18 protein-coding genes and 1 pseudogene are annotated in these 23,332 nt (G+C 63.7%); 10 read left to right on the top strand and 9 right to left on the bottom strand.

Annotation, left to right across the window (positions count from 1 at the left end; genetic code table 11):
- Positions 1-63 precede the first annotated feature (63 nt).
- The 4 genes from D3D01_RS00095 to sucC all read right to left on the bottom strand — a co-directional run bounded on the left by D3D01_RS00095 (position 64) and on the right by sucC (position 3,600).
- Positions 64-300 (bottom strand): hypothetical protein, encoded by a 237-nt coding sequence (locus tag D3D01_RS00095; protein WP_004593153.1) that lies wholly within the window; start codon positions 298-300, stop codon positions 64-66.
- A 246-nt stretch (positions 301-546) separates the two neighbouring features.
- Positions 547-1,539, bottom strand: coding sequence for a hybrid sensor histidine kinase/response regulator (locus tag D3D01_RS00090; protein WP_121510844.1), 993 nt, complete (start codon positions 1,537-1,539; stop codon positions 547-549).
- A gap of 43 nt (positions 1,540-1,582) precedes the next feature.
- A complete protein-coding gene (gene sucD, locus D3D01_RS00085; RefSeq protein WP_101349783.1) occupies positions 1,583-2,455 on the bottom strand; it encodes a succinate--CoA ligase subunit alpha in 873 nt (290 codons plus the stop codon).
- Entirely contained in the window at positions 2,452-3,600 is a 1,149-nt protein-coding gene (gene sucC, locus D3D01_RS00080) for an ADP-forming succinate--CoA ligase subunit beta (protein WP_121510843.1), read from the bottom strand. Before sucC ends, sucD begins: the two co-directional genes overlap by 4 nt.
- 228 nt (positions 3,601-3,828) lie before the next feature.
- On the opposite strand from sucC, the gene D3D01_RS00075 reads away from it, so the two are divergent.
- The gene (locus D3D01_RS00075) at positions 3,829-4,611 is read left to right on the top strand and encodes an NAD-dependent deacylase (RefSeq protein ID WP_121510842.1); all 783 of its coding nucleotides are present in this window, start codon (positions 3,829-3,831) and stop codon (positions 4,609-4,611) included.
- Positions 4,612-4,623: 12 nt separating this feature from the next.
- On the opposite strand, the gene D3D01_RS00070 is transcribed toward D3D01_RS00075, so the two are convergent.
- On the bottom strand, positions 4,624-5,049 hold the full coding sequence (locus D3D01_RS00070; protein WP_121510841.1) for a DUF5793 family protein: 426 nt from the start codon (positions 5,047-5,049) through the stop codon (positions 4,624-4,626).
- 102 nt (positions 5,050-5,151) lie between these two features.
- Here D3D01_RS00070 and D3D01_RS00065 point away from each other — a divergent pair, with 102 nt between their 5' ends.
- From D3D01_RS00065 to D3D01_RS00045, 5 genes are all read left to right on the top strand, one after another.
- The gene (locus tag D3D01_RS00065) at positions 5,152-5,652 is read left to right on the top strand and encodes a TIGR04206 family protein (RefSeq protein ID WP_121510840.1); all 501 of its coding nucleotides are present in this window, start codon (positions 5,152-5,154) and stop codon (positions 5,650-5,652) included.
- 133 nt (positions 5,653-5,785) lie between these two features.
- The gene (locus D3D01_RS00060; RefSeq protein WP_101349787.1) at positions 5,786-7,405 is read left to right on the top strand and encodes a type II/IV secretion system ATPase subunit; all 1,620 of its coding nucleotides are present in this window, start codon (positions 5,786-5,788) and stop codon (positions 7,403-7,405) included.
- A 1-nt stretch (position 7,406) separates the two neighbouring features.
- Positions 7,407-9,854, top strand: a complete 2,448-nt coding sequence (locus tag D3D01_RS00055) for a type II secretion system F family protein (protein WP_121510839.1) — start codon at positions 7,407-7,409, stop codon at positions 9,852-9,854.
- 38 nt (positions 9,855-9,892) lie between these two features.
- Entirely contained in the window at positions 9,893-11,551 is a 1,659-nt protein-coding gene (gene ligA / locus D3D01_RS00050) for an ATP-dependent DNA ligase LigA (protein WP_121510838.1), read from the top strand.
- A gap of 59 nt (positions 11,552-11,610) precedes the next feature.
- On the top strand, positions 11,611-12,357 hold the full coding sequence (locus D3D01_RS00045; RefSeq protein WP_121510837.1) for an MBL fold metallo-hydrolase: 747 nt from the start codon (positions 11,611-11,613) through the stop codon (positions 12,355-12,357).
- On the opposite strand, the gene D3D01_RS00040 is transcribed toward D3D01_RS00045, so the two are convergent.
- Complete coding sequence (locus tag D3D01_RS00040; protein ID WP_121510836.1) at positions 12,358-13,464, bottom strand: DNA topoisomerase IV subunit A; 1,107 nt, start codon at positions 13,462-13,464, stop codon at positions 12,358-12,360. It lies immediately after the preceding gene.
- Position 13,465: 1 nt separating this feature from the next.
- The gene (locus tag D3D01_RS00035; RefSeq protein ID WP_121510835.1) at positions 13,466-15,856 is read right to left on the bottom strand and encodes a DNA topoisomerase VI subunit B; all 2,391 of its coding nucleotides are present in this window, start codon (positions 15,854-15,856) and stop codon (positions 13,466-13,468) included.
- 138 nt (positions 15,857-15,994) lie between these two features.
- Between D3D01_RS00035 and gyrB the strand changes: the two genes are divergently transcribed.
- Both gyrB and gyrA read left to right on the top strand, forming a co-directional pair.
- Positions 15,995-17,923: a DNA topoisomerase (ATP-hydrolyzing) subunit B gene (gene gyrB, locus D3D01_RS00030; RefSeq protein ID WP_101349794.1), complete on the top strand. Its 1,929-nt coding sequence runs from the start codon at positions 15,995-15,997 to the stop codon at positions 17,921-17,923.
- Positions 17,920-20,367 (top strand): DNA gyrase subunit A, encoded by a 2,448-nt coding sequence (gyrA, locus tag D3D01_RS00025; protein ID WP_121510834.1) that lies wholly within the window; start codon positions 17,920-17,922, stop codon positions 20,365-20,367. Before gyrB ends, gyrA begins: the two co-directional genes overlap by 4 nt.
- Before the next feature lie 39 nt (positions 20,368-20,406).
- Here the strand turns inward: gyrA and rocF are convergent, their stop codons facing one another.
- Entirely contained in the window at positions 20,407-21,321 is a 915-nt protein-coding gene (rocF, locus tag D3D01_RS00020) for an arginase (RefSeq protein WP_121510833.1), read from the bottom strand.
- Positions 21,322-21,383: 62 nt separating this feature from the next.
- Positions 21,384-22,301, bottom strand: coding sequence for an NAD-dependent epimerase/dehydratase family protein (locus tag D3D01_RS00015; RefSeq protein WP_121510832.1), 918 nt, complete (start codon positions 22,299-22,301; stop codon positions 21,384-21,386).
- Between the two features lie 110 nt (positions 22,302-22,411).
- Here D3D01_RS00015 and D3D01_RS00010 point away from each other — a divergent pair, with 110 nt between their 5' ends.
- Together D3D01_RS00010 and D3D01_RS00005 are read left to right on the top strand one after the other, a co-directional pair.
- Positions 22,412-22,945: an Rrf2 family transcriptional regulator gene (locus D3D01_RS00010; RefSeq protein WP_004515710.1), complete on the top strand. Its 534-nt coding sequence runs from the start codon at positions 22,412-22,414 to the stop codon at positions 22,943-22,945.
- Between the two features lie 144 nt (positions 22,946-23,089).
- Positions 23,090-23,332: pseudogene (locus D3D01_RS00005) on the top strand (NAD(P)/FAD-dependent oxidoreductase); the annotation flags it as partial.

Here is a 23,332-nt window from a genome sequence, read left to right as displayed (position 1 = left end):
CGTGTGTCGAGTTCTCCGCGCTGCCGTCCACCGGATTGCTAACCTAGCCTGTCCTTCCCGATGCTACTGTTTGGTTACGCGTGCGTCAGATACCTTGTGGATGTCGTCGTCGATCCCGGTGCCGTCACAGTCGTCATTCGGACATCGATAGTGCCAGCCGTCCTCCGTCGCCGCTCGCTCGGTAAACCGGTCACCACATTCGTCACAGTAGAGCTGCCCGTCCGAACACGTGTCGCGGTGGAGTTCGAGTTCGAGTTCTGTGCCGAAGGTCCGCTTGCAGTTCCGACAAATATGAGGCATATTCGAAGATACAGATTCATCCCTTATAGCGATACCGGAACGTTCACGCCCGCTTCTTTCCGTTGACAGAGGGTTCGGGTCGTCCGCCGTCCGTCGATTTTCGATAGTTCGTACACCTCATATCTTGGACAGTAATGGTTCCCAACGCTGACTACCAACGTACACATCTCGGCAACAGCCAGTTCGAGAGCAGACACGCAAGCTACCGTTCCAAGCGGTCCACGGTTATCGTCTGTCACGACGCCGCTAGACTGTCGTCACGTCAATCCGCGTGCCGCCGGATTCGCTGTCCCCGACCGACACCGTCCATCCGTGTGCCCGCGCCGCGGTGTCGACGAGGAACAGTCCGTATCCTTCCCCTTCCCGCGTCGTCCCGAAGCCCTGTTCGAACACTTTGTCGTGGTCTGATTCGGGAATCCCCGGGCCATCGTCGGCCACGTAGAATCCCGACTCGGTGTCACTGACGGTGACGGTCACCGGTCCCTCGGTGTGAGCGACGGCGTTGTCAAACAGCTCGCGAAGGAGCAACTGCAGTCGGTCGTTTTCGGCGTCGATAGCCGCGTCTGTCGTCACTTCGAGCGTCGCGTCCTCGTAGCTCGCTGCGGCCCAGACTTCGGTAGCGACGTCAGAAAGCGAGAGCGAGTCGGGTTCCGAAACGGGGCGTCCGATGCTTCCGATACGAGACAGGTCGGTAAGGAGCGACTCAACCCGGGTGACGGACCGAAGCAATGCGTCTTCATGCGGCTCACCGATATCGAGAAGCTCTAACCGGCCCATGACGACGTTCAGCGGGTTCTTCGCGTCGTGGGAGACGCCGCTGGAAATATCGTTCCACTGGCTGGCACCGACCCACCAGTCAGTCGGCCACCGGGTCGCGTACGCTTCGAGCTTCGCGGCCAGCAGGGATGCCGGCGTTGCTGCGGTCACGTAATCACTGACGCCGGCTCGGAGCGCCTCGGTGACCCGGTCCGGTTCGGGGTCGGTTCCGACGAATACTATCGGAATATCGGTACCCGCTGCCCGTAGCCCCTCGAATACCGCAACCCCGTCACAGTCGCCGTCGTCACTGATGACGACACCCCTGATGTTCCCGTCACTCAGCCGGTTCTGTACGTCGCTCGTGTCTGGGACCGCCTCGGCTGTTGCCCCGTCCGTGGTCAGCGCTTCGGAAAGTGCCTCAGCTAGATCAGTCACTTCGCGCCCGGCGACGAGATAGACGGTCCCACGAGCAGGCGTCATCCCGTGATATTACGAAAACGGTTGATAAGAAACCGACGGTGCCCTACAGCAGGTCCTCGACGTGGTCGGCGACTTCCTCCGGCGTGTCACCGACCGGGACGCCGTTGTTCTCCAGCGCGTTGATTTTCGACTCGGCGGTCCCGGTGCCGGAGCCGGAGACGATAGCGCCGGCGTGGCCCATCCGCTTCCCGGGCGGTGCGGTGCGGCCGGCGATGAAGCCGGCGACCGGCGTGTCCATGTGCTCGCCGATGTAGCGGGCGGCCTCCTCCTCGTCCTCGCCGCCGATTTCGCCGCACATGACGACGGCGTGCGTGTCGGGGTCGGCCTCGAACTGCTCCAAGGCCCCGATGAAGTCCGTCCCGATGATGGGGTCGCCGCCGATGCCGATGGCCGTCGACTGGCCGATGCCGCGGTTGGTGAGGTTGTCGACGACCTGGTAGGTCAGCGTCCCCGAGCGGGAGACGAGACCGACGTTCCCGGACGAGAAGATGTTCCCCGGGAGGATGCCGAGCTTGGCGACGCCGGGCGTGATGACGCCGGGGCAGTTCGGCCCGACGAGATGCGTGTCGGTCTCCTGCAGCTTGCGGTAGACCCGCGCCATGTCCTGGGTCGGGATGCCCTCGGTGATGGCTACGACGAGGTCGATGCCCCTCGCGTCAAGGGCCTCGAAACAGGCGTCGCCGGCAAAGGCCGGTGGCACGAACACGACGGCGGCGTTGGCGTCCTCCTCGCGGGCGGCCTGCTGGACCGTGTCGTAGACCGGCACGCCGGCGACCTCCTGCCCGCCGCGGCCGGGGACGGCCCCGGCGACCACGTTGGTGCCGTACTCCAGCATCTGTTCGGTGTGGAACTTCCCTTCACCGCCGGTGATTCCCTGTACAACGACGCGCGTGTCTTCGTCGACTAGCACACTCATGCTTCCACCTCCTTCGCGTACTCGACTGCACGCTGGACGGCGTCCTCCAGCGTGTGTTCGACCGTGACGAGGTCCTCGTTCAGAATCTCCATCCCCTCCTCGGCGTTGGTGCCGGCGAGGCGGACGGTGACCGGTTTCGGAATCTCGTCGAACTGCTCAAGTGCCTGGTTGATGCCGTTGGCGACCTCGTCGCCGCGGGTGATGCCCCCGAAGATGTTGAACACGACCGAGTCGACGTTGTCGTCGGAGAACACCATGTCGAGGGCGTTCGCGATGCGGTCGGCCTTCGCGCCGCCGCCCACGTCGAGGAAGTTAGCCGGCTCGCCGCCGTAGTAGTCGACGAGGTCCAGCGTCGTCATCACGAGGCCCGCACCGTTACCGATGATGCCGACGTTGCCCGAGAGCCGGACGTAGTCGAAGCCGTACTCGTCGGCCTTCTGTTCGAGTTCGTCGCCCTCCGCCGCTTCCTCGCCCATCTCCGCGATCTCGGGCTGGCGGAACAGGGCGTCACCGTCGATGTTCATGACGGCGTCGGCCGCGATAACCTCGTCGTCGCCGGTAATCATCAGCGGGTTGATTTCCGTGTCAGCGCCGTCACGGTCGTCCCAGAGCTGGTACAGCGTCGTGAGGACGCTCGCAACGTCGTTTGCGACCTCGCGGTCGACGCCGGCCTCGTAGACGACCTTCCGGGCCTGGAACGGGTGCATTCCGAAGGCCGGGTCGATGTGTTCACGAGCGATGGCGTCAGGGTCCTCCTCGGCGACCTCCTCGATGTTGACGCCGCCCTTCGTCGAGACCATGGCGACGGGGCGACCCTCGCCACGGTCCATCGTCACGCCGACGTACAGTTCGTTGACGAAGTCGACGGCCTCCTCGACGAGCACCTTCGAGACGTGGTAGCCCTTGAGGTCCATCCCGATGATGTCCTCGGCGGCCTCGCGAGCCTCTTCCTTGGACTCGACGAGCTTGATGCCGCCGGCCTTGCCGCGGCCGCCAACGTGTACCTGTGCTTTGATGGCGACCGGATATCCGATTTCCTCGGCCGCGTCGACGGCCTCATCTACTGTCTCGGCCAGCTGCGAGGCGGGCGTCGGGATGCCCGCGTCAGCGAAGACTTGCTTCGCCTGGTATTCGTGCAAGCGCATGTCATGCAGAGAGGCGAGCGGTGGCGATTTAAATCCGTCTTTCTCTTCCTGCGACCACGCGGAATCCGTCCCAGTTTACTGTGGGTCGGGATAGCGGTTCAGGAGCGCACACTGTGGCGCGATACGGCTGGCTCCGGAGCGACTCGGGATACAAGGGAGCGTCCGCAGTCGTCTCCCACACCGAATCCAATCCGATAGACCCACACCGTCGCACTGCGAAGCGAGCGTATGGCCGACGACAGGCACGGGACCGACGATGTCGACGATGGGACGCTCGATGCTGTGGCAGAGGCGATTCGCACCGCCGAAACTGGCGTCGCACTCACCGGCGCGGGCGTCTCGACGGCGTCGGGCATCCCCTCCTTTCGCGGCGACGACGGTATCTGGGAGCGCCACGACCCGGCGGACTTCCACCGCCGTCGGCTCGACGCCGACCCGGCGGGTTTCTGGGCGGACCGACTCTCACTTCGGGAGGCCATCTACGGCGATGTAGACCCCAAACCCAACGCCGCCCACGAGGCGCTGGCGAGGCTCGAATCTTCGGGGCATCTCGACGCTGTGCTCACGCAGAACATCGACGGACTGCACGACGACGCCGGCACGGACCGGGTCATCGAACTACACGGGACCCATCGGCGCGTGGTCTGTGACGACTGCGGTCACCGTCGGGACGCCGAGGCGGTGTTCGAGCAGGTCGCTGCAGACGGCGACCCGCCGCCGCGCTGTGATTGCGGCGGCGTCTACCGCCCGGACGTCGTGCTGTTCGGCGAGGCCATGCCCGACGTGGCGATGAACGAAGGCCAGCGCCTCGCCCGGGACAGCGACGTGTTCCTGGCTGTAGGGTCGTCCCTGTCGGTACAGCCCGCATCACTGCTTCCGAAAATCGCGGCGGAGGCGGGTAGCACGCTGATCGTGATAAACTACGAGGAAACGCCGCGTGACGCGAGTGCGGCGCACGTGCTTCGTGCCGATGTCACGCAGGTTCTCCCGGCGATTGTCGAGCGGTTGTAGCAGCGGACGCCGCTATAACTCGACGCCGCCGGGGATCAGGCTCTGTCCGCGCAGGAGGCTCCCGTCGTGGTCATAGACGAGCAGCGTCCGCAACTCGTAGGTCCGTGACTCGCCCTCGCCGTCGGTGAGACGGACTCTAAACTGTGGGTCTTCTTGAGCGTCCGCCGCGGAGACGAGCGCGTCGACAGCCGCTGTCGGTGCTGTCGCCTCGAAGACGTACTCACCGGTGAGTCGGTTCGTTAGCGAGAGCACGCCGTCGCTTTCAGGCTGGCGGCGGAAGGTCACGTCAATGTCCTCGCCATCGAGTGTGCCACCGTCTACTTTGGTGAGGCGCTCGCGAAGCTCTCCTGTCGGCCCATCGTATACAATCGCGATCGTCGGGTCGTCGTTGTCGGTGGCCGAAGCCTGGATGTCGACAGTGAAGTAATCACGCCTCATTCCGGTGTTTACTGGTACGTGTCCCGGCCAAATGAACGTAACGGCGCACCGACTGTCGGTATCGGTAGCTTTTACCGGACCGGCCCACCCTCTGACAGTAGCATGGCCTGGGTGAAGTCAGAGTACGCCGGCGAGTTCGCGGTGCTTGCGACGTGGCTCGTGGGACTGGCCCCGTGGTCGGTGTCGCTGTTCGAGATTGATGGGGTGACTGTCGTCGGGCTTCGGTTTCTCCCGTTCCGGTTCCAGTTTATCTTCGGTGCGACGCTCCCCGGAGAGCGGCCGTTTCTCTGGGCCTGGCAGGTCGCCACATTTCAGGAGTCGGACCCGCTTGCGCTCGCCGGAACACTCGGATTCGCAGCCCTAGCCGTCTTCCTGCTTCCGTTCGGCCTCAGCATCTATTATTACGCCGCTGAGGACCGTGTTGAAGCGACCTTCCCCGTGGACCCGGTTCGCCTGTTTGGCGGCTTGCTTGGCCTCGTCGGCGTCCTCACGCTCGCGGCCAGCGGGCTGTTCATCACGTCGTTTCCCGGCATCACGGTCCCCGTCGGCGCGCTTGTCGCGCTCGTGTTCGCCTATCTCCTGTTGACCGTCGACCGAGCGTGACTGCCAGTCCGGTCCCGTTCGTCCGACCGCTGGCGATTATACTCCTGATAATTTGGCGAGCGAATTTAAGTAGGTGGATACGATAGCAGAGGTATATTGCGCGGAGCACCGTGTGCTCCCCACTACACTACCGATGTCGAATCCAGAATCTCCCAAACCCGGTGACATCGTTTCGGACCCGCTCGGCCACATCCAGTCGTGGCTCTCGCGGACCGCGACGGTGTTGAGCGGGGCGGCGGTTCCGACGGCGAACTACGACCCCAGCCGCCACGGGACACTGGTCGAGTTCGACGGCCTCGACGGCTACAACGAGGTGGAACGCTACTGGCTGAACGCCCCCTTCGCCTTCGCCTCTATCAACCACGACCCGGACCGCGACGAGCACCTGTATCACGTCGTCGAGCCGTCGCTGACCGACATCGAGCGAGAACTGCTCGACCGCCTGTTTGAAGACATCCGCATCCCACTCATCTACCGCGACGACGTCGACACTGATCCGGAGCGTGTCCTCGCCGAGGAACTCGAAGCCAGGCTGGAGGAGTACGGCGTCGTCATCGAGCCGGAGACGTTCTACCGGCTGTTTTATTACCTGCATCGCTCCTTCCAGGGCTACGGCCACATCGACCCCCTGATGCACGACCCGGATATCGAGGACATCTCCTGTGACGGGGCGAACCTCCCCATCTTCGTCTACCACGACGGCTACACGGATATCGAGACGAACATCACCTACGACGCCGACGAACTGAACGACTTCGTCATCCAACTGGCCCAGCGCTCGGGCCGACACGTCTCCGTCTCGGACCCAGTCGTCTCCACGACGCTCCCGGACGGCTCCCGTATCGAACTGGCGCTCGGCGAGGAGGTGACTCCCCGCGGCTCGGCGTTCACTATCCGGAAATACGCCGACGAGCCGTTCACGCCCATCGAACTGCTGGAGTACGGCACGTTCTCCGTGGAGATGCTCGCCTACCTCTGGCTGGCCATCGAGTCCAACAAGTCGCTCATTTTCGCGGGCGGGACGGCGGCCGGTAAGACCACGTCGATGAACGCGCTCGCGATGTTCCTGCCGCCCCGGTCGAAGGTGCTCTCAATCGAAGACACCCGCGAGCTATCCCTGTACCACGATAACTGGCTCTCCTCGGTCACCCGCGAGCGGCTGGACGACTCGGACATCACGATGTACGACCTGTTGCGGTCCGCGCTCCGGCACCGCCCCGAGTACATCATCGTCGGCGAGGTCCGCGGTGAGGAGGCCATCACGCTGTTCCAGGCGATGAACACCGGTCACACGACGTTCTCGACGATGCACGCGGACTCGGTCCAGACCGTCATCAACCGGCTTGAGAACGAGCCGATCAACGTCCCGCGGCCGATGGTCCAGAGCCTCGACATCCTCTGTGTGCAGGTGCTGGCCCGCTCGGGCGACGAGCGCGTCCGCCGCGCGAAGACGCTCGCCGAAATCGAAGGCATCGACCAGCGGACCGGCGAACTGGACTACTCGACGACGTACAACTGGCGGGCCACGGAGGACCGCTTCTCCGAGAACAACAGCGAGCTACTGGACGAGATCCGCGAAGAGCGCGGCTGGACACAGTCGGAACTGCTCACCGAACTCCGCAACCGCCAGCGGTTCCTTCGCTATCTCCAGTCCGAAGGCATCACCGACTACCGGAAGTTCACGGCGATGGTCAACAAGTACTACGCGGACAAAGAGCAGGTCATGGCGAACATCGACGACGAGATAGCCTGACATGGCGCTGAATCCGCTCGGTCTGGCACCGCTCGCCGTCGTCGTTGGGATTCTCGGGCTTATCGGCTACAGCACGGTCAACGAGCGCTTCGACCGCAACGTCACGCGGCTGTCCCGACGGCTTTTCGGTCGGTATGTGGGACAGTCGCCCGAGCGGGAACGCCAGCTCGAAGCCGCATACGTCGACGAGACCTACCGCGGCTACGCCGCCAGAACGCTGGTGTACGCCTGTGCTGGTGCTGTTTCGGGAGCGATAACCGGCGCGTACGCTATCGGCGGCCTGCTGTTGATTCTGCCGGCGCTGGTGGAGCTTGCGCAGAGACTCCCCTCGACGATGGTGACCGCCTTCGGCCTGCGGACGTTTGAGCTCGTGTTGACGCCGACACAGACGCTGTACATCCTCATCGGCGGCGGCGTGCTTTCCGGCGCAGTAACGGCCGGACTCGCGTACCTCTACCGCTGGGAGCGGCTCAAGAATCAGGCGGATGTGCGGAGCCGGAACATCGACGAGGGGATGGCCCGCACTATCGCCTTCATGTACGCGCTGTCCCGTGGTGGGATGTCCTTCCCGGACGTGATGCGTGTACTGGCCCGAAATCAGGAAATCTACGGCGACACGGCGAGGGAAGTCGGTGTCGCCGTCAGGGAGATGGACCTGTTCGGCCGGGACATGATCACGGCGCTCGAACATGTCTCCCGGCGGACCCCCAGCGAACAGTTCAAGACGTTCACCGAGAACCTCTCCAGCGTCCTCCAGAGCGGCCAGTCGCTGGCCCCGTTCCTCCGCGAGCAGTACGAGCGCCATCAGGAGGAGGCCGCCGAACGCCAGGAGGATCTGCTCGAACGGCTGGCCACGGTCGCCGAGGCGTACGTCACCGTGTTCGTCGCCGCCGTGCTCTTCCTGATGACGATTCTGCTCGTGTTCGGCCTGACGACGACGGACACCCTCTGGCTGTTACAGATGATGGCGTATCTCGTCATCCCGCTCGCCAACGTCGGGTTCATGGTGTACTTGGATATCAAGCTCCAGTCGCTCGGCATCGGGAGCGCCGGCACGACGGACGTTCTAGAGCGCTACGAAACGGCGTCGCTCGGCAAGCCCAGTTTCGCCTCCGGCCGTCTCGGCCTGCCCGACAGCGGCGTCGTCCCGGCCGACGAAGCGAACTGGCTCCGACTGCGGTTCTACGACCGCGTCAAATCGCTTCGGGACCTGCTCAGCTCCCCGATCCAGTCGCTCGTCTGGAACCCGGTGTACGTCCTCTACCTCGCCGTCCCAGTCGCTGTGGTGCTACTGCTCCTCCGCGCCCCTGCGGCGTTTCAGACCTCGTCTATCAACGTCCGCATTCTCGACGATCTCGTTATCCAGTCGCTCCTGCTGGTTCTGGGGCCATTTGCGCTGGTGCGGTTCGTCTACACCCAGCGGCTCTCACGTATCGAGAACGCGACACCCGACCTGCTCGAACGGCTGGCGAGCCTGAACGAGGCGGGGATGACCGTCGTGGAGAGCCTCCGACGGGTCCGGGGCAGTGACATCGGCGTCCTCACACAGGAGATGCACCGCATCTGGGCCGACATCCGGATGGGCGCGAACGTCACTGACGCCTTGGTCCGGTTCGGCCGCCGCGTCCAGACGACGGCGATAACGCGCATCGTGACCCTGCTGACTCACGCGATGCACGCCTCGGGCCAGCTCGGCCCGGTGTTTCGCATCGCGGCGACCCAGTCACGGGCCGACCTCCGGCTGAAACGGCGGCGACGCCAGCAGATGCTCACTTACCTCGTCGTCATCTACGTCGCCTTCCTGGTGTTTCTGGTCATCATCGTCGCTGTACAGGAAGTGCTCGTCCCGAGTCTGCCCTCCAGCGTGCCGACGCCGGCCGGCGAGTCGAACCGCCTCGGCGTCGGCGTCGACCAGTTCGCTCGCTTCGGGCGCGTCGACAAGGCCGCGTACACGCTCGTGTTCTTCCACACTGCTCTCATTCAAGCAGTTCTCACCGGCTTCATCGGCGGCCAACTGGGTGAAGGGACGCTCAAGGACGGCGCGAAACACGCCGCGATTTTGCTGGGCGTCGCCTACGTCGCCTTCATTCTCCTCTCCTCGCCGGTTGCGTCGATGACGGTCACCAGCCCTGCTGTTTCCGGTGATCAAATAACGGTCGAATCGGCATCGCTGTCAGAGGGCGGGTTCATTGTTGTCCGGGAGTTCGAAGCGGACGGTAGAGTGCTCGGGACCTCTGAGTATCTCTCGTCGGGGTCCCACAGCGATGTCCAGATAACGCTGGACAGGCCGCCGTCGACCGGCCAGTCGCTCGTGCTCGTCGCCCATCAGGACACCAACGGGAACCAGCAACTCGACTATCCCGTCAGCGACACTTCGGGGTCGCCGGACCGACCGTATGCGTCGTCGACGGCCGGCGAGAACGTCACCGTCGAGTACACGGTCGAGTGACGCTGGATTTACGGTGCCCAATCGGGTAGGAGGCGCTGATGGAGTTTGCCGCCTTCGCCGACCGGGCCGACGCAATCGAAGCCGAGAGTGCCGATACCGCGATTACGGAGGCGGTCACTGACCTGTTCACCGATGCGGGATCGGACCTCTCGACGCTCGCTCGCTTCGTCCAGGGCCGGGTGTTCCCGGCCTACGAGTCGCGCACGCTCGACATCGGGCCGCGGCTTTGCTACGAGGCGATTGCCCGAGCAGCGGGCCAGAATATCAGCGCTGACGACGTGGAGGAGCGCCTCGCCGACATGGGCGAAATCGGGGCCGTCGCGGCCAGCTACGACCTCGGCGGCCAGCAGGGCCTCGCCGCGTTCGGTGCCGGCGGGACCGCCGCGCTGACCGTCGCGGAACTCGACGCCGAGCTACGGGACCTGGCCGCCGTCGATGGCAGCGGGAGCCAGGGGACGAAAGTCGACATCCTCTTTGGCCTGTTCTCGCGGTGCTCGCCGACGGAAGCGAGCTACCTCGCCCGGCTCGTCCTCTCGGAGATGCGCATCGGCGTCGGCGAGGGGACCGTCCGGGACGCCGTCGCGGCCGCCTTCGACGTGCCGGTCGACGCCGTCGAACGGGCCGTCCAGGTGTCGAACGACTACGGCACGGTCGCCGAGATGGCCCGCGACGAGGGCGAGGCGGGACTGGCGACCATCACGCTGGAAATCGGCCGCCCGGTCCAGGCGATGCTGGCCCAGGCCGGGACAGTCGCCGGCGCGCTCGAAGACTGGGACCGCGCCGCCGTCGAGTGGAAGTACGACGGCGCTCGCGTGCAGGTCCACTTCGACGGCGAAACCGCCCGGCTGTTCTCGCGGAACATGGAGGAAGTCACCGACCCGCTGCCGGAGGTGGTCGAAGCCGTCGAGGCGGCGCTCGACGCCCCGGCAATCCTCGACGGCGAGGTGGTCGCGGTCGACGCCAACGGCGACCCGCTCCCGTTTCAGGAAGTGCTGCGGCGGTTCCGCCGGAAACACGACGTGGCCGCGGCCCGCGAGGACGTGGCGGTCCGCCTGCACGCCTTCGACTGCCTGCACGCCGACGGTGAGGACCTGCTGGACGCGCCGCTGGAGACGCGCCACGACCGCCTCGAATCGCTGTTCCCCGACGGGAGCGACGCCGTCTCTGAGATGTGGCTGTCCGGCGACCCCGAGGAAATCGAGGACCTGGAGGCCGCGGCCCTCGCCGCCGGTCAGGAGGGCATCATGCTGAAGGACCCGACAGCGGCGTACTCGCCCGGCAAGCGGGGCAAGCACTGGCGCAAGCGCAAGCCCGACGTGGAGACCCTGGATTGCGTCGTCACCGGCGCGGAGTGGGGCGAGGGCCGCCGGGCGAACGTCCTCGGGTCGTTCGAACTCTCGGTCCGGACCGACGACGGCTACGCCACCGTCGGCAACGTCGCGACCGGTATCACCGACGAGGAACTGGACGACCTGACCGAGCGGTTCGAGCCACACGTCCGCGCCGAGGACGGGCGCGACGTGGCGCTCACCCCGGCGGTCGTCTTCGAGGTCGGCTACGAGGAGATACAGGCCTCCCAGTCCTACGACTCGGGCTACGCGCTCCGGTTCCCCCGGTTCCTCTCGGTCCGCGAGGACAAGACGCCCGCCGACGCCGACTCGCTCGAACGGGTCGAGCGGCTGGCCGAGTCCCAGTAAGACCGTCGAGACTGGGACGGACCGACACGCGTAATGGGCCGCTCCGAGAACGCCCGTACATGACAGTCAGACACGACGGCATCACCGCCGAGTGGCTCGGCTACGCGACGCTGCGGCTGGAAGGCGATGACACGGTCGTCTACTTCGACCCCGGCCGCTACGGCGTGCTCACCGGCGAGTGGGAACCGGACACGCCCGGCGTCGGCCATCCGCCGACGCGGGACTACGCCCCGAATGACGGCGACATCGTCTGTGTGACCCACATCCACCACTACGACCCCGACGGCATCCGCCGCGTCGCGGGCGAGGACGCCACCGTCGTCGCCTTCGAGGGTATCAACGTCCACGCGACCGACCGTGACCTCGACCGCCTCGCTGACCTCGACTACGAGGTCCGCAAAGTGTCGATGGAAGCCGACGTGTTAGTCGACGACGTGCCCATCTGGACCATGCCGGCGTACAACCACGAGGACGGCCGGAATGTGAAAGACGACGGCAACCCGATTCACCCGAAGGGTATCGGCTGTGGGTTCCTCGTCTCGCTGGACGACACGCGCGTGTTCTGGCCCGGCGACACCGACGTGCTGGACGGCCACGCCGAACTCGACGTCTCGCTGTTCGTCCCCTCTATCGCCAAGAACTTCACGATGAACCGCCACGAAGCCGCCGAGCTGGCCGAGGCGATGGACCCGGACCTCGTGCTCCCGATGCACTACAACACGTTCGAGTCTCTGGAAGCCGACTCGGGCGCGTTCGCCGACGACGTCGCAAAACGCGGCGCTCCGGTCGTACTTGACGAGACCTAATCAGAGGATACCCATCTCGTCCAGCCGCTCGGGCAGGTATGTCTCCGTCACGAAGTCGAGGCCCCGAGAAGCGAGCGCCTGCTGCTCGGCCTTCTTGTTGATGTCGAGCTGGAGCTCGATCTGTTCTTCCCAGAAATCAGTCTGGAAGCGCGGGTCCTCAAGTTCGCTCTCTAGGGCGTTGACGTCGGAGTCCGACAGGGGGTCCGTCGGCAGTTCGTATTCAACGATGTCCTCCGGGCGGATGCCGATGAACTGGGCCTCGGGGGTCGCCAGGTACTCCGAGAGGTGCGCGCTCTTGATGGAGCCGTAGGAGACCGACCCGAAGATGCGGTACGACCACGGGTCACCGTCAGTGAACACCGTGACCGGGAGGTCCAGTTCGTCGTGGAGCCGTTTGATGAGCCGCCGGGTCGCCCGCGCGGGCTGGCCGCCGAGGTGGACGACGAGGGCATCGTACTCGTCGTCGAAGCCGTTCTCGACGAGGCGGTCCCGCATCCCGCCGGTCTCCACGCAGAGGACGAACTCCGCGTCGTTGTCGAGGAACTCGATGGTGTCGGGGTTGTTCGGAATCTGGTAGCCGCCCTGCCCCACGTCGTCCTGACAGTGAATCTCGCGGTCGCCGCGGTTGGTCTGCTCGCGGAGGAGTAGCGGCCCCATCACCTTCGCGCCGGATTCTTCCGGGCGCATGTGGAAGTCCTCGCGTTTGACGTCGGAGACGATTTCGAGGTCCTCGATGAGGTTGTTCGACTCGTCCTGCGTGTTGAACTGGGCCTCGTCGAGGTCCCAGGATTCCGAGAGGTAGTACAGTTCACGCAGGGTCGACGAGCGGTCTTCCTCCAGTTGCTGTGAGAGGAAGTCGATGGTATAGACGGCCTTCAGAATCTTCTCGGCCCCGGATATCGTCTTGGCCGACCGCGTGGAGTTCCGGTCGCCGTACACCCAGACCTGCTCGTCCTCGTCGAAGACGATGTTCGACTTGGTCCGGGTTGGAATGGTCATCGTCGGCACCTCGCCGTCGGCGAACTGGTCGTAGAAGTCCGCCGCGAGGTCGATGAGTTGCTCGCGCGCTTCCTCGGTGTCGGGTGTGGTGTCTGAGTCGGTGCTCATATCAGGCGTTCACCGTGAGTTTCTCCTCTTCGACGCCGTCGACCGAGACGGTGAACTCGGCCTCGTCGGGGACGCTGTATTCGAGAACAGCGGTCTCGCCGGCCGCCACCGTCGGCGACCACTTGACGAACCACTCGCCGTCCATCTCGACGACGGTCGCGCCGTTCGTGTCCTGTGGCTCGGCAGTGACGATGTCGGTCAGGTCGATGTCGGCGTTCGTGTCGTCGTTGTTCTCGACGGTCACGCGGACGGTGCCGTCCTCGATTTCGCGCTCGACGAGCACGTTGTTCATGATGCGGGCCAGCGAGTCGTCGATGTGCAGGTCGTCGTTGCCGGTCACTTCGGTGAGCTTCTCGGCCATCTCCGGCAGGATGGTCGCCAGTTTGTCCTGTTTCTCGCGGCGCTGTTGCATCGACTGGCGCTTGTTCAGGTAGCTCTTGAGTTCGCGGGCGGCCTCCCGGATGGCGAGTTCGATTTCGTCTTCCATCTCGGGGACGTTGGCGATGGCGTCCTTGGACTCACTGGTGAAGGGCACGTTCGTCGAGGCGACGTGGACCATGATGACAGCCGGCCCCTTCGGGATGCCGGAGCCGCCGGGCTGGTCGAGGTTGTAGTTGCGCCAGCGGATGGACTTGACCACGTCTGTGGTTGCACAGGCACCGCGCTGGTACACCAGCGGTACGCGGTTGGCGAAACGCATCACGTCGACGCTACCCTCGGCCTCCAGTTCGCCGCCGTAGGCGATGCCGGCCTCGACGATGAACGGGTCGCCGCCGTGGACTGACGCGTCACGCGTCGAGGCGGCGTAGAAGTCCGCGTCGAACTCCTTCCGGAGGCCTTCCTCGACGAGTTCCGCGCTGATGGGGGAGAGACAGTCCGTCGGCGGCGCGATGATGTCCGTCTCGCGCATCGCCGACAGCAACTGACTCGCCGTATCGCGGTCGGCGGCGATGTCGTCTACCTTCGGCGGGTCCTCCGGGATGTTCACGGCCGCGGTCCAGAGTACCTCCAGCACGTTCTCGCGGGCCGTCTCGCCGAAGGTGGCGTCGTCCTGCTCCTCGGTCATGTCGGCCGCGCGGTCGACGTACTCCCGGAGTTCGTCGCGGGTCAGTCGGTGGCGGCCCTCGTCGGCGAACTTGTCGGCCAACCGGCTCGCCAGCCCCTCGACTACCGCGTCGTCTTTGCGTTTCGTCGTTACGTCGTCGATGAGGGTGTAGAGGTCGCTCGACAGGGTATCACTGACGGCATCCCAAGCGGCCTCGACGGCGTTTTCTCGAACTGTCGCGCCGAACGTGGTGTCGCCGTCGGCCTCGGCGTCTTCGGCCGCCGAATCGACGATGGCTTCGACCTCGTGGTACGCGACCCGGGCGCGGTCGTGAATCGCCTCGGAAACGGCGGCGGCGAAGGTCGCCGTGGTTTCAGCGCCTTTGTTCGCCACGGCGTCCTCGACAGCGGCCTCGATGTCCGCGTCCTCGCCGACTTTCGGCGGCTGCCAGGCCATGCCGCGGCCGTAGTGGCGGTCGTTGAAGTTCGCGATGACGCTGTCGGCGGTCTTGCCGCCCACGCGGGTGAACTCCTCCTGCATGAACCCCGAGACGGAGTAGGAGTCGGTGGCTTCGAGCATCTTCAGCAGGGTCCCGAGTTCGACGCCGTGGGGGTGCGGGCGGATTTCTTCGGTCTCGTCGGGAAGGTCCGCACCTTCCGCGCGCTCGAACTTCAGGGACTCGTCCAGCCCCGGTTCGTCGAACTCGATGCGGGCGTGAGGGTTGACGACGGCGGTGTCCTGGATGTAGTCCCGCAGCGTCGAGCGGGCGCGCATGTTGGCCTCCATCTCCAGTTCGATCCGGGTCCCGTGAGGGCGCTCCCACGTCGTCGTCTCGTCGACGCTGATCTCGGGTTCGTTGGTGTCCGTGTCGACGATGAGTTCGAAGTACTGTGCCTCGTCCTGGCCCTTCGGCCGGGAGGTTATCTTCGCGGGCTTGCCGGAGGTCAGTTGCGAGTAGAGGACCGCCGCAGAGATTCCGATCCCCTGCTGGCCGCGGTTCTGCTCTCTGGCGTGGAAGCGGGAGCCATAGAGGAGCTTTCCGAAGATTTTCGGGGCCTGCTCTTTCGTGATACCGGGCCCGTTGTCCTCGACGACCAGCCGGTAGTAATCCCCGGCCTCCTGAATCTCGACGTAGATATCGGGGAGGATACCGGCCTCCTCGCAGGCGTCGAGCGCGTTGTCGACGGCTTCCTTGACAGCCGTGACGAGCGCCCGGGCCTCCGAGTCGAAGCCCAGCATATGCTTGTTCTTCTCGAAGAACTCGGCGATGGAGATGGCCCGCTGGGATTCGGCCAACTCCTCGGCGATCCCCTCGCCCTCGCCGAGTCGCGACTGATACGAGGTCATTGTCGTGCGGTACGTACCCGCGTCGGGGTTAAAAGGTAATCGCCACCGGAGTGAAAGTGAACGCTATCCCCGAAACCGCGGCCCCGCGCGCGTGCGGGAGCTTTATACGTGCCCCTCTATTAGAACTGGTAAGTTCCTATGTCAGGAGAGTCTGATGAGTACGGCGCAAAGTCGATCCAGACCCTCGAAGGGCTGGAAGCCGTCCAGAAGCGACCCGCGATGTATATCGGGTCGACGGACGCTCGCGGCCTCCATCATCTCGTCTACGAGGTGGTCGACAATGCGATCGACGAGGCGCTCGCCGGCTACTGTGACAACATCGACGTAACGATTCACGACGACGGCTCCGTCTCTGTCAGCGACGATGGACGAGGCATCCCCGTCGATACCCACGAAGAACACGGCCGTCCGGCCGTCGAGGTGGTAATGACGATTCTCCACGCTGGTGGAAAATTCGACAACAAGTCCTACCAGGTCTCCGGTGGCCTCCACGGGGTCGGGGTGAGCGTGGTCAACGCCCTCTCCAAGTGGCTCGAAGTCGAAGTCAGGCGCGACGGCGCGCTCTGGAAGCAGCGTTTCGACCACGGTAAACCGGAGTACGACCTCAAGAAGGTCCGCGACCTCGAACCCGACGAGGAGACGGGCACGACGGTCCGGTTCTGGCCCGACGACGAAATCTTCGAGACCGGCGAGTTCAAGTTCTCGACGCTTTCGTCCCGACTGCGGGAACTCGCTTTCCTCAACTCCGGCGTCGCCATCTCTATCCACGATGAACGCGACGGTGACACGGAGACGTTTGCCTACGACGGTGGCATCCGTGAGTTCGTCGAGTACTTGAACGAGACCAAGGACCCGCTCCACCGAGATATCATTTATTTCGAGGACGAAGAGGAGATCGCGGAAGGGCCGGTCCAGGTCGAAATCGCCATGCAGGGGACAGATGACCTGCAAGGTTCGATCCACGCCTTCGCTAACAACATCAACACGCGCGAGGGCGGGACACACCTCACAGGATTCAAAACCTCGCTGACACGGGTGGTCAACGACTACGCGACCGACAATAATCTACTGAAAGATCTGGATGATACACTCAAAGGCGACGACATCCGCGAAGGGCTGACGGCTGTCATTTCTGTTAAACACCCCGACCCACAGTTTGAAGGGCAGACCAAGACCAAGCTCGGCAACAGCGAGGTCCGCGGCATCGTCGAATCGGCGATGCACGACGGACTTGCGACCTTCTTCGAGGAAAATCCCGACACGGCCGAAGCCATCGTCGGCAAGGCCGTCGAGGCCGCGAAGGCACGGAAGGCCGCACAGAAGGCCGAGGAACTCACCCGCCGGAAGTCTGCGCTCGACTCGACCGCACTGCCCGGAAAGCTGGCCGACTGCCAGACGCGGGACCCCGAGGAAGCCGAACTGTTCATCGCCGAGGGTGACTCCGCGGGTGGCAGCGCCAAACAGGGCCGCAACCCGGATTTCCAGGCCATCCTCCCGATCAAGGGGAAGATTCTGAACGTCGAGAAACACCGGCTAGACCGGATTCTTGAGAACAACGAGATACGGAACCTCATCACCGCGCTGGGGACCGGTATCGGCGACGAGTTCGACATCGACGACCTGCGTTACGAAAAAATAATCCTGATGACGGACGCGGACGTCGACGGAGCACACATCCGGACGCTCCTGTTGACGCTGTTCTATCGGCACATGAAGCCGCTGCTGGAAGCAGGCTACGTGTACGCCTCCCAGCCGCCCCTGTACCGAATTCGCTACCGCGGGAACACCTACGACGCGATGACGGACGCGGAGCGCGACACAATCATCGAGGAGAAGTGTGACGGGAACCCCACGCAGGTCCAGCGGTTCAAGGGCCTCGGTGAGATGAACCCCGACCAGCTCTGGGAGACGACGATGAACCCCGACAACCGGATTCTCAAGCAGATAACCATCGAGGACGCCGCAGCCGCGGACAAGATGTTCAATATCCTGATGGGCGACGCTGTCGAACCGCGCAAGGAGTTTATCAAGGAGCACTCGCCTGAAGCGGAGTGGGTCGACATATGAGTTCCGACGCTAACGACGCGAACGCCCCGGCAGAGCAGATCAAGCACGTCCGCATCGAGGACGAGATGGAGCAGTCCTACATCGACTACGCGATGTCGGTCATCGCGGGTCGGGCGCTCCCAGACGTTCGGGACGGACTCAAACCCGTTCATCGGCGTATCCTCTATGCGATGCACGAGATGGGCGTCTCCTCGAACACCGCCCACCGGAAGTCCTCCTCGATTGTCGGGGACACGATGGGTGACTACCACCCACACGGCGACTCGGCCATCTACGACACGCTCGTCCGGATGGCACAGGACTTCTCGATGCGATATCCGTTGATAGACGGCCAGGGGAACTTCGGCTCAATGGACGGCGACCCGGCGGCCGCCATGCGGTACACGGAAGCACGGATGGCCCCTATCGCCGAGGAACTGCTTGAAGACATCGAGAAAGACACAGTCGATTTCTCCAGCAACTACGACGACCGCCTGCAGGAACCCGACGTGCTGCCGTCGAAGGTCCCGAACCTCCTGCTCAACGGGTCGTCCGGGATTGCCGTCGGCATGTCGACCAATATCCCGCCGCACAACCTCGGCGAACTGGTCGACGCGACGGTCCACCTGCTGGAAAACCCCGACGCCACCGTTGAGGACCTGATGGAGCATGTCAAGGGGCCGGACTTCCCGACCGGCGGCAACATTGTTGGCCGCGATGCCATCTACTCGGCGTACGCGACCGGCCGGGGCCGTTTGCGGGTTCGCGCAGAGTACGAAGTCGACCCCGAGGAGGGTCGCATCGTCATCAGTGAACTCCCCTATCAGGAGAATAAGGCCCGCGTCGTCGAGCGAATCGCCGACGACGTGAACGAGGGGAAAATCGAGGGCATCTCGGACCTGCGCGACGAGTCCGACCGCAACGGCGTCCGCATCGTCGTCGAACTCAAGCGTGGGGCAAACATCGACGTGGTCGAGAACCGGCTGCTCGACCATCATCTGGAATCCACCTTCGGCGTTATCAACCTCGCGCTGGTCGACGGTCAGCCGAAGGTCCTCTCGCTGAAAGAGAGCCTCCAGCACTACATCGACCACCGCCGCGAAGTCGTCCGTCGGCGCTCCGAGTACGACCTCGCCGAGGCAGAGGAGCGCGCCCACATCCTCGAAGGCCGGCTGAAGGCCCTGAACAACGTCGAGGACGTGGTCGAACTGATCCGCGACAGCGAGGACCGCGATGCCGCTCGGGCCGGTCTGCAGGAGTCCTTCGAGTTCTCCGAAGAGCAGGCCGCTCACATCGTCCGGATGCAACTCGGCTCGCTCACTTCGATGGAAGCGGCTGAAATCGAGGAGGAGTACGAGGACGTACAGGACACGATTGACTACCTCGAATCCGTCCTCAACAGCCGCGAGAAGCTCGACAGCGTCATCGCCGACGAACTCCGGGAAGTCAAAGACGAGTACGACGACGACCGCCGGACGAGCATCATCGAGGACGAGGGCCAGGTCACCCACGAGGACCTCATCCCTGAAGAAGACTGCGTCGTCGTCATCACCGAGGACGACTACATCAAGCGGATGCCGGTCGAGAACTTCGACCCCCAGAACCGCGGCGGCAAGGGGATCATCGGAGCCGACCCCAAGGAGAACGACCGCGTCTCGAAAGTGTTCCGGGCCAACAGCCACGACTACCTGCTCTGTTTCACCAATCAGGGGCAGGTCTACCGGCTCAAAACCTACGAGATCCCGGAGATGTCTCGGACTGCGCGGGGCAAGTCCGCTATCAATCTCATCGACCTGGACGACGACGAGGAACTGACCGCCGTCGTCTCGACCGACGAGTTCGGCGACGATGAGTGCATCACGATGGTGACCCGGAACGGCTACGTTAAGCGGACCTGCTGTTCGGAGTTCGAGAACATCCTCTCGACGGGAATCATTGCCGCTAAACTCGAAGACGGCGACGAACTCATCGACGTCGATGTCACTGACGGCACCGGCGACCTCGTCATCGCCACGGAGGCAGGGATGACCATCCGTTTCAGTGAGAGCGAAGTCAGCGAGATGGGTCGTTCGGCTCGCGGTGTCAACGGCATCAAACTACAGGGTGACGACAAGGTTGCGGCGATGGTCGCCACTGACGACGACGACCCCCGGTCGCTGCTGACCGTCACGAAACACGGCTTCGGAAAGCGGACCAAACTCGACGAGTACCGCACGCAGTCCCGGTACGGCAAGGGGCTCATCGATATCAAGACCGACGACCGCAACGGTCGGGTGTCGACGGCCAAGGCGGTCACAGACGAGGACCATCTGGTCATCATGTCCGAACAGGGCCAGATCATGCGTATCCGCGCCGGCGACGTGTCCCAGGTCGGTCGGAACACGAAAGGTGTGACGATTATGGGACTCGAAGACGACGACCGCGTGGCGAGCGTGACGGTCGTTCCTGCTGTCACCGACGAGTAGCGGGTTCCGGCCGCGCTGTTTTCGGCGACCCCGTCGCAGTTACAGCACGCGCTTGCCGAAGGCACTGGCGACGAGCTCACAGGCCAGTTCCGCAGTGCGGTTGTGTTCGTCGAGAATCGGGTTCACCTCGACCAGTTCCATCGACCGCAGCTGGTCGTGCTGTTCAGCGACGTATTCCATCGCAATGTGAGCCTCGCGGTAGGAGACGCCGCCACGAACCGGTGTCCCGACGCCAGGGGCCTCCGTCGGGTCGAGCCAGTCGAGGTCGAGTGAGACGTGAATCCCATCTGTCCCGTCGGTCGCGATGTCCAGTGCCTCGTCGACGACCGCCGGTGCGCTCCGGGCGTCGATATCCGACATCGTGTACGCCGTGATATCGCTGTCTTCGATCAGCCGACGTTCCCTGTCGTCCACGTCTCGCAGCCCGACGATGACGACGTTTTCTTCGCTCACGGCTGGCGTGTGCGCCCACTCGTGGTCGGAGAACACACCGAGACCGAGGACGGCCGCCAGCGACATCCCGTGGATGTTTCCGCTGGGTGTTGTCTCCGGTGTGTTGAAATCACCGTGTGCGTCGAACCAGATGACGCCCAGCTCCTCGTCATCGCTGGCTGCGCCGGCCATGGTTCCGATACCGATCGAGTGGTCGCCACCCAGAACGAGCGGGAACCGGCCTTCCCTGCGCGTCGCATCGACCGCCGTCGTCACGTCCTCACAGACTTCCTTCGTCTCCCTGAAAAACTTCGCGTGACCGCTTTTCAGGCCGCCGGCGTCGGGGTCGCGTTCCTCCGGCCGCGGCACGGCGATGTCGCCGCCGTCGACGCAATCGATCCCGATATCTGTCAGCTGGTCAGCGAGGCCGCCGTACCGTATCGCTGACGGCCCCATGTCGACGCCACGCCGGTCGGCCCCGAGGTCCATTGGGACGCCGAGGACACGAACCTGTTGTTGCATACCGTCGCCTCCACGGGCGGCGAATAAAGACCCAGCGTTGGGCAAGCGATATTCAGCGGCCCCTACGTGTAGGGTGCACAGACTAGTTCGATACCTTCTTCGAAACGTATCTCAGGTTCCCAGCCTGTCGCCTCGTGCATCTTCGAGAAGTCAGCACAGGTGTCGTGGACGTACACGTCCTCAGGGATCGGGTTCTCGACGTAGTCCGGTTCGATGTCCGTTCCCAGTTCATCGTTCAGCATTTCGACGACCGTGTTAAAGTCGTAGGCCTCGCCAGTACCGAGGTTGTACACGCCGTTTAGTTCGTGTTCGGCGGCCAGAACAAGCCCGCGGACGATGTCGTCGACGTGGGTGAAATCCCGGGTCTGCTCGCCGTCACCGTACAGCTTCGGTGCGTCGCCGCTTGCCAGGTCGTCGGCGAACTGCGCGATGACGTTGGCGTACTCCCCTTTGTGTTCCTCTGCGCCGCCGTAGCCCTGATACACCGAAAAAAAGCGCATCCCGGCCAGTGTCAGGTCGTAGTGGTTCTGGAAGTACTCCGCGTACGTCTCCCGGGCCATCTTCGAGGCCTCGTAGCCGGTGTTGACCGTCACGTCCATGTCCTCTGGCGACGGGTCGGTCCGGCTGCCGTAGATGGAGGAAGTGGAGGCGTAGACAACGGTGTCACAGCCGTCGTCCCGGGCCTGCTCGACAGTGTTGACGAACCCCTCGACGTTCACGCGAGCGCCGTGGGTCGGGTTGTCCTCATGCATCGCGTAGGAGGAGAGCGCTGCGAGGTGAAACACCACGTCCACGTCAGTCGGCAGGTCGTCATCGAGGACACTCTTCTCGACGTACTCTACGTCTTCTGATACGTTTTCCGGCGTGCCGAGGTAGCCGTCATCCAGGGCGACAACGTCGTTGTTTTCGGCCAGTTTGTTCGCGAGGTTTGCCCCGATAAACCCCCCACCGCCGGTCACCAAAACGCGATTACCTTCCATATCTATGTCAGATCAGCGATGCAATAAAGTACTAACGTTTTCCGCGATTCTAAGACGGTTCCAGACGGTTTACCGTCGCATTTAAGGACGGCTGTACCGAACAGGACATTATGTCATCTATCGAACTGACACCCAGTCAAAAGAACATTCTGCAGGAACTGGTAAATCTCTATCGGGAAAGTGAAAGCGCTGTCAAAGGCGAGGATATTGCCGAGAAGGTCGACCGAAATCCCGGTACGATTCGCAACCAGATGCAGAGTCTCAAAGCCCTGCAGCTTGTCGAGGGCGTCCCCGGCCCCAAGGGAGGGTACAAGCCCACCGCCAACGCCTACGACGCGCTCCAGATCCAGGACATGGACCAGGCCGCGGAGGTCCCGCTTCGGCACAACGGCGAGCTTGTCGAACATTCGAACGTCGAAGAGATTGACCTGACCAGCGTCCACCACCCCGAGGAGTGCCGTGCGGAGATTCAGCTGCAGGGCACGATGTCCGAATTCCACGAGGGTGACTCAGTGACAGTCGGTCCGACGCCGCTGTCGAAGCTCCAGATTATCGGGACCCTCGAAGGGAAGGACGACACCAACAACAAACTCATCCTCGCTATCGACGATATGCGGGCACCGGCGGGCGAGCCGGAACACTAGTCCGTGTCACTGGTCTTTTGAATTGTTTTCCTGCGGTCACCGGGATCGCATCATTTTGCATGGCGGCGAGTCTCACCGGAGAATCCTGTCCCCGCTGAGAGGGATTTCAAAGGGTTTGTATCAGTTGGTTTCGGAGTCCTCGGTATGACAGAGAACGTGGTCGTGCTCGGGTCGGGGTATGCCGGCGCGGGGGCAATAAAGAGTTTAGAGGACGAGTTAGACGGTGAGACGGACGTTGATGTCACGTGGGTTTCTGAGAGGGATTATCATCTGGTCTTGCACGAGTCTCATCGGTGCATTCGGGACCCGAGTGTCCAGGAGAACATCGCTATCCCTGTTCACGAGATCAAGCAGCCCTCGACCGCCTTCATTCAGGACGAGGTCGTC

Origin of the sequence: Haloarcula sp. Atlit-7R (assembly GCF_003666065.1) — an archaeon.
Lineage (GTDB): Archaea > Halobacteriota > Halobacteria > Halobacteriales > Haloarculaceae > Haloarcula > Haloarcula taiwanensis.
The sequence above is the reverse complement of the archived record's forward strand: the minus strand, read 5'-3'. Positions and strand labels throughout refer to the sequence as shown.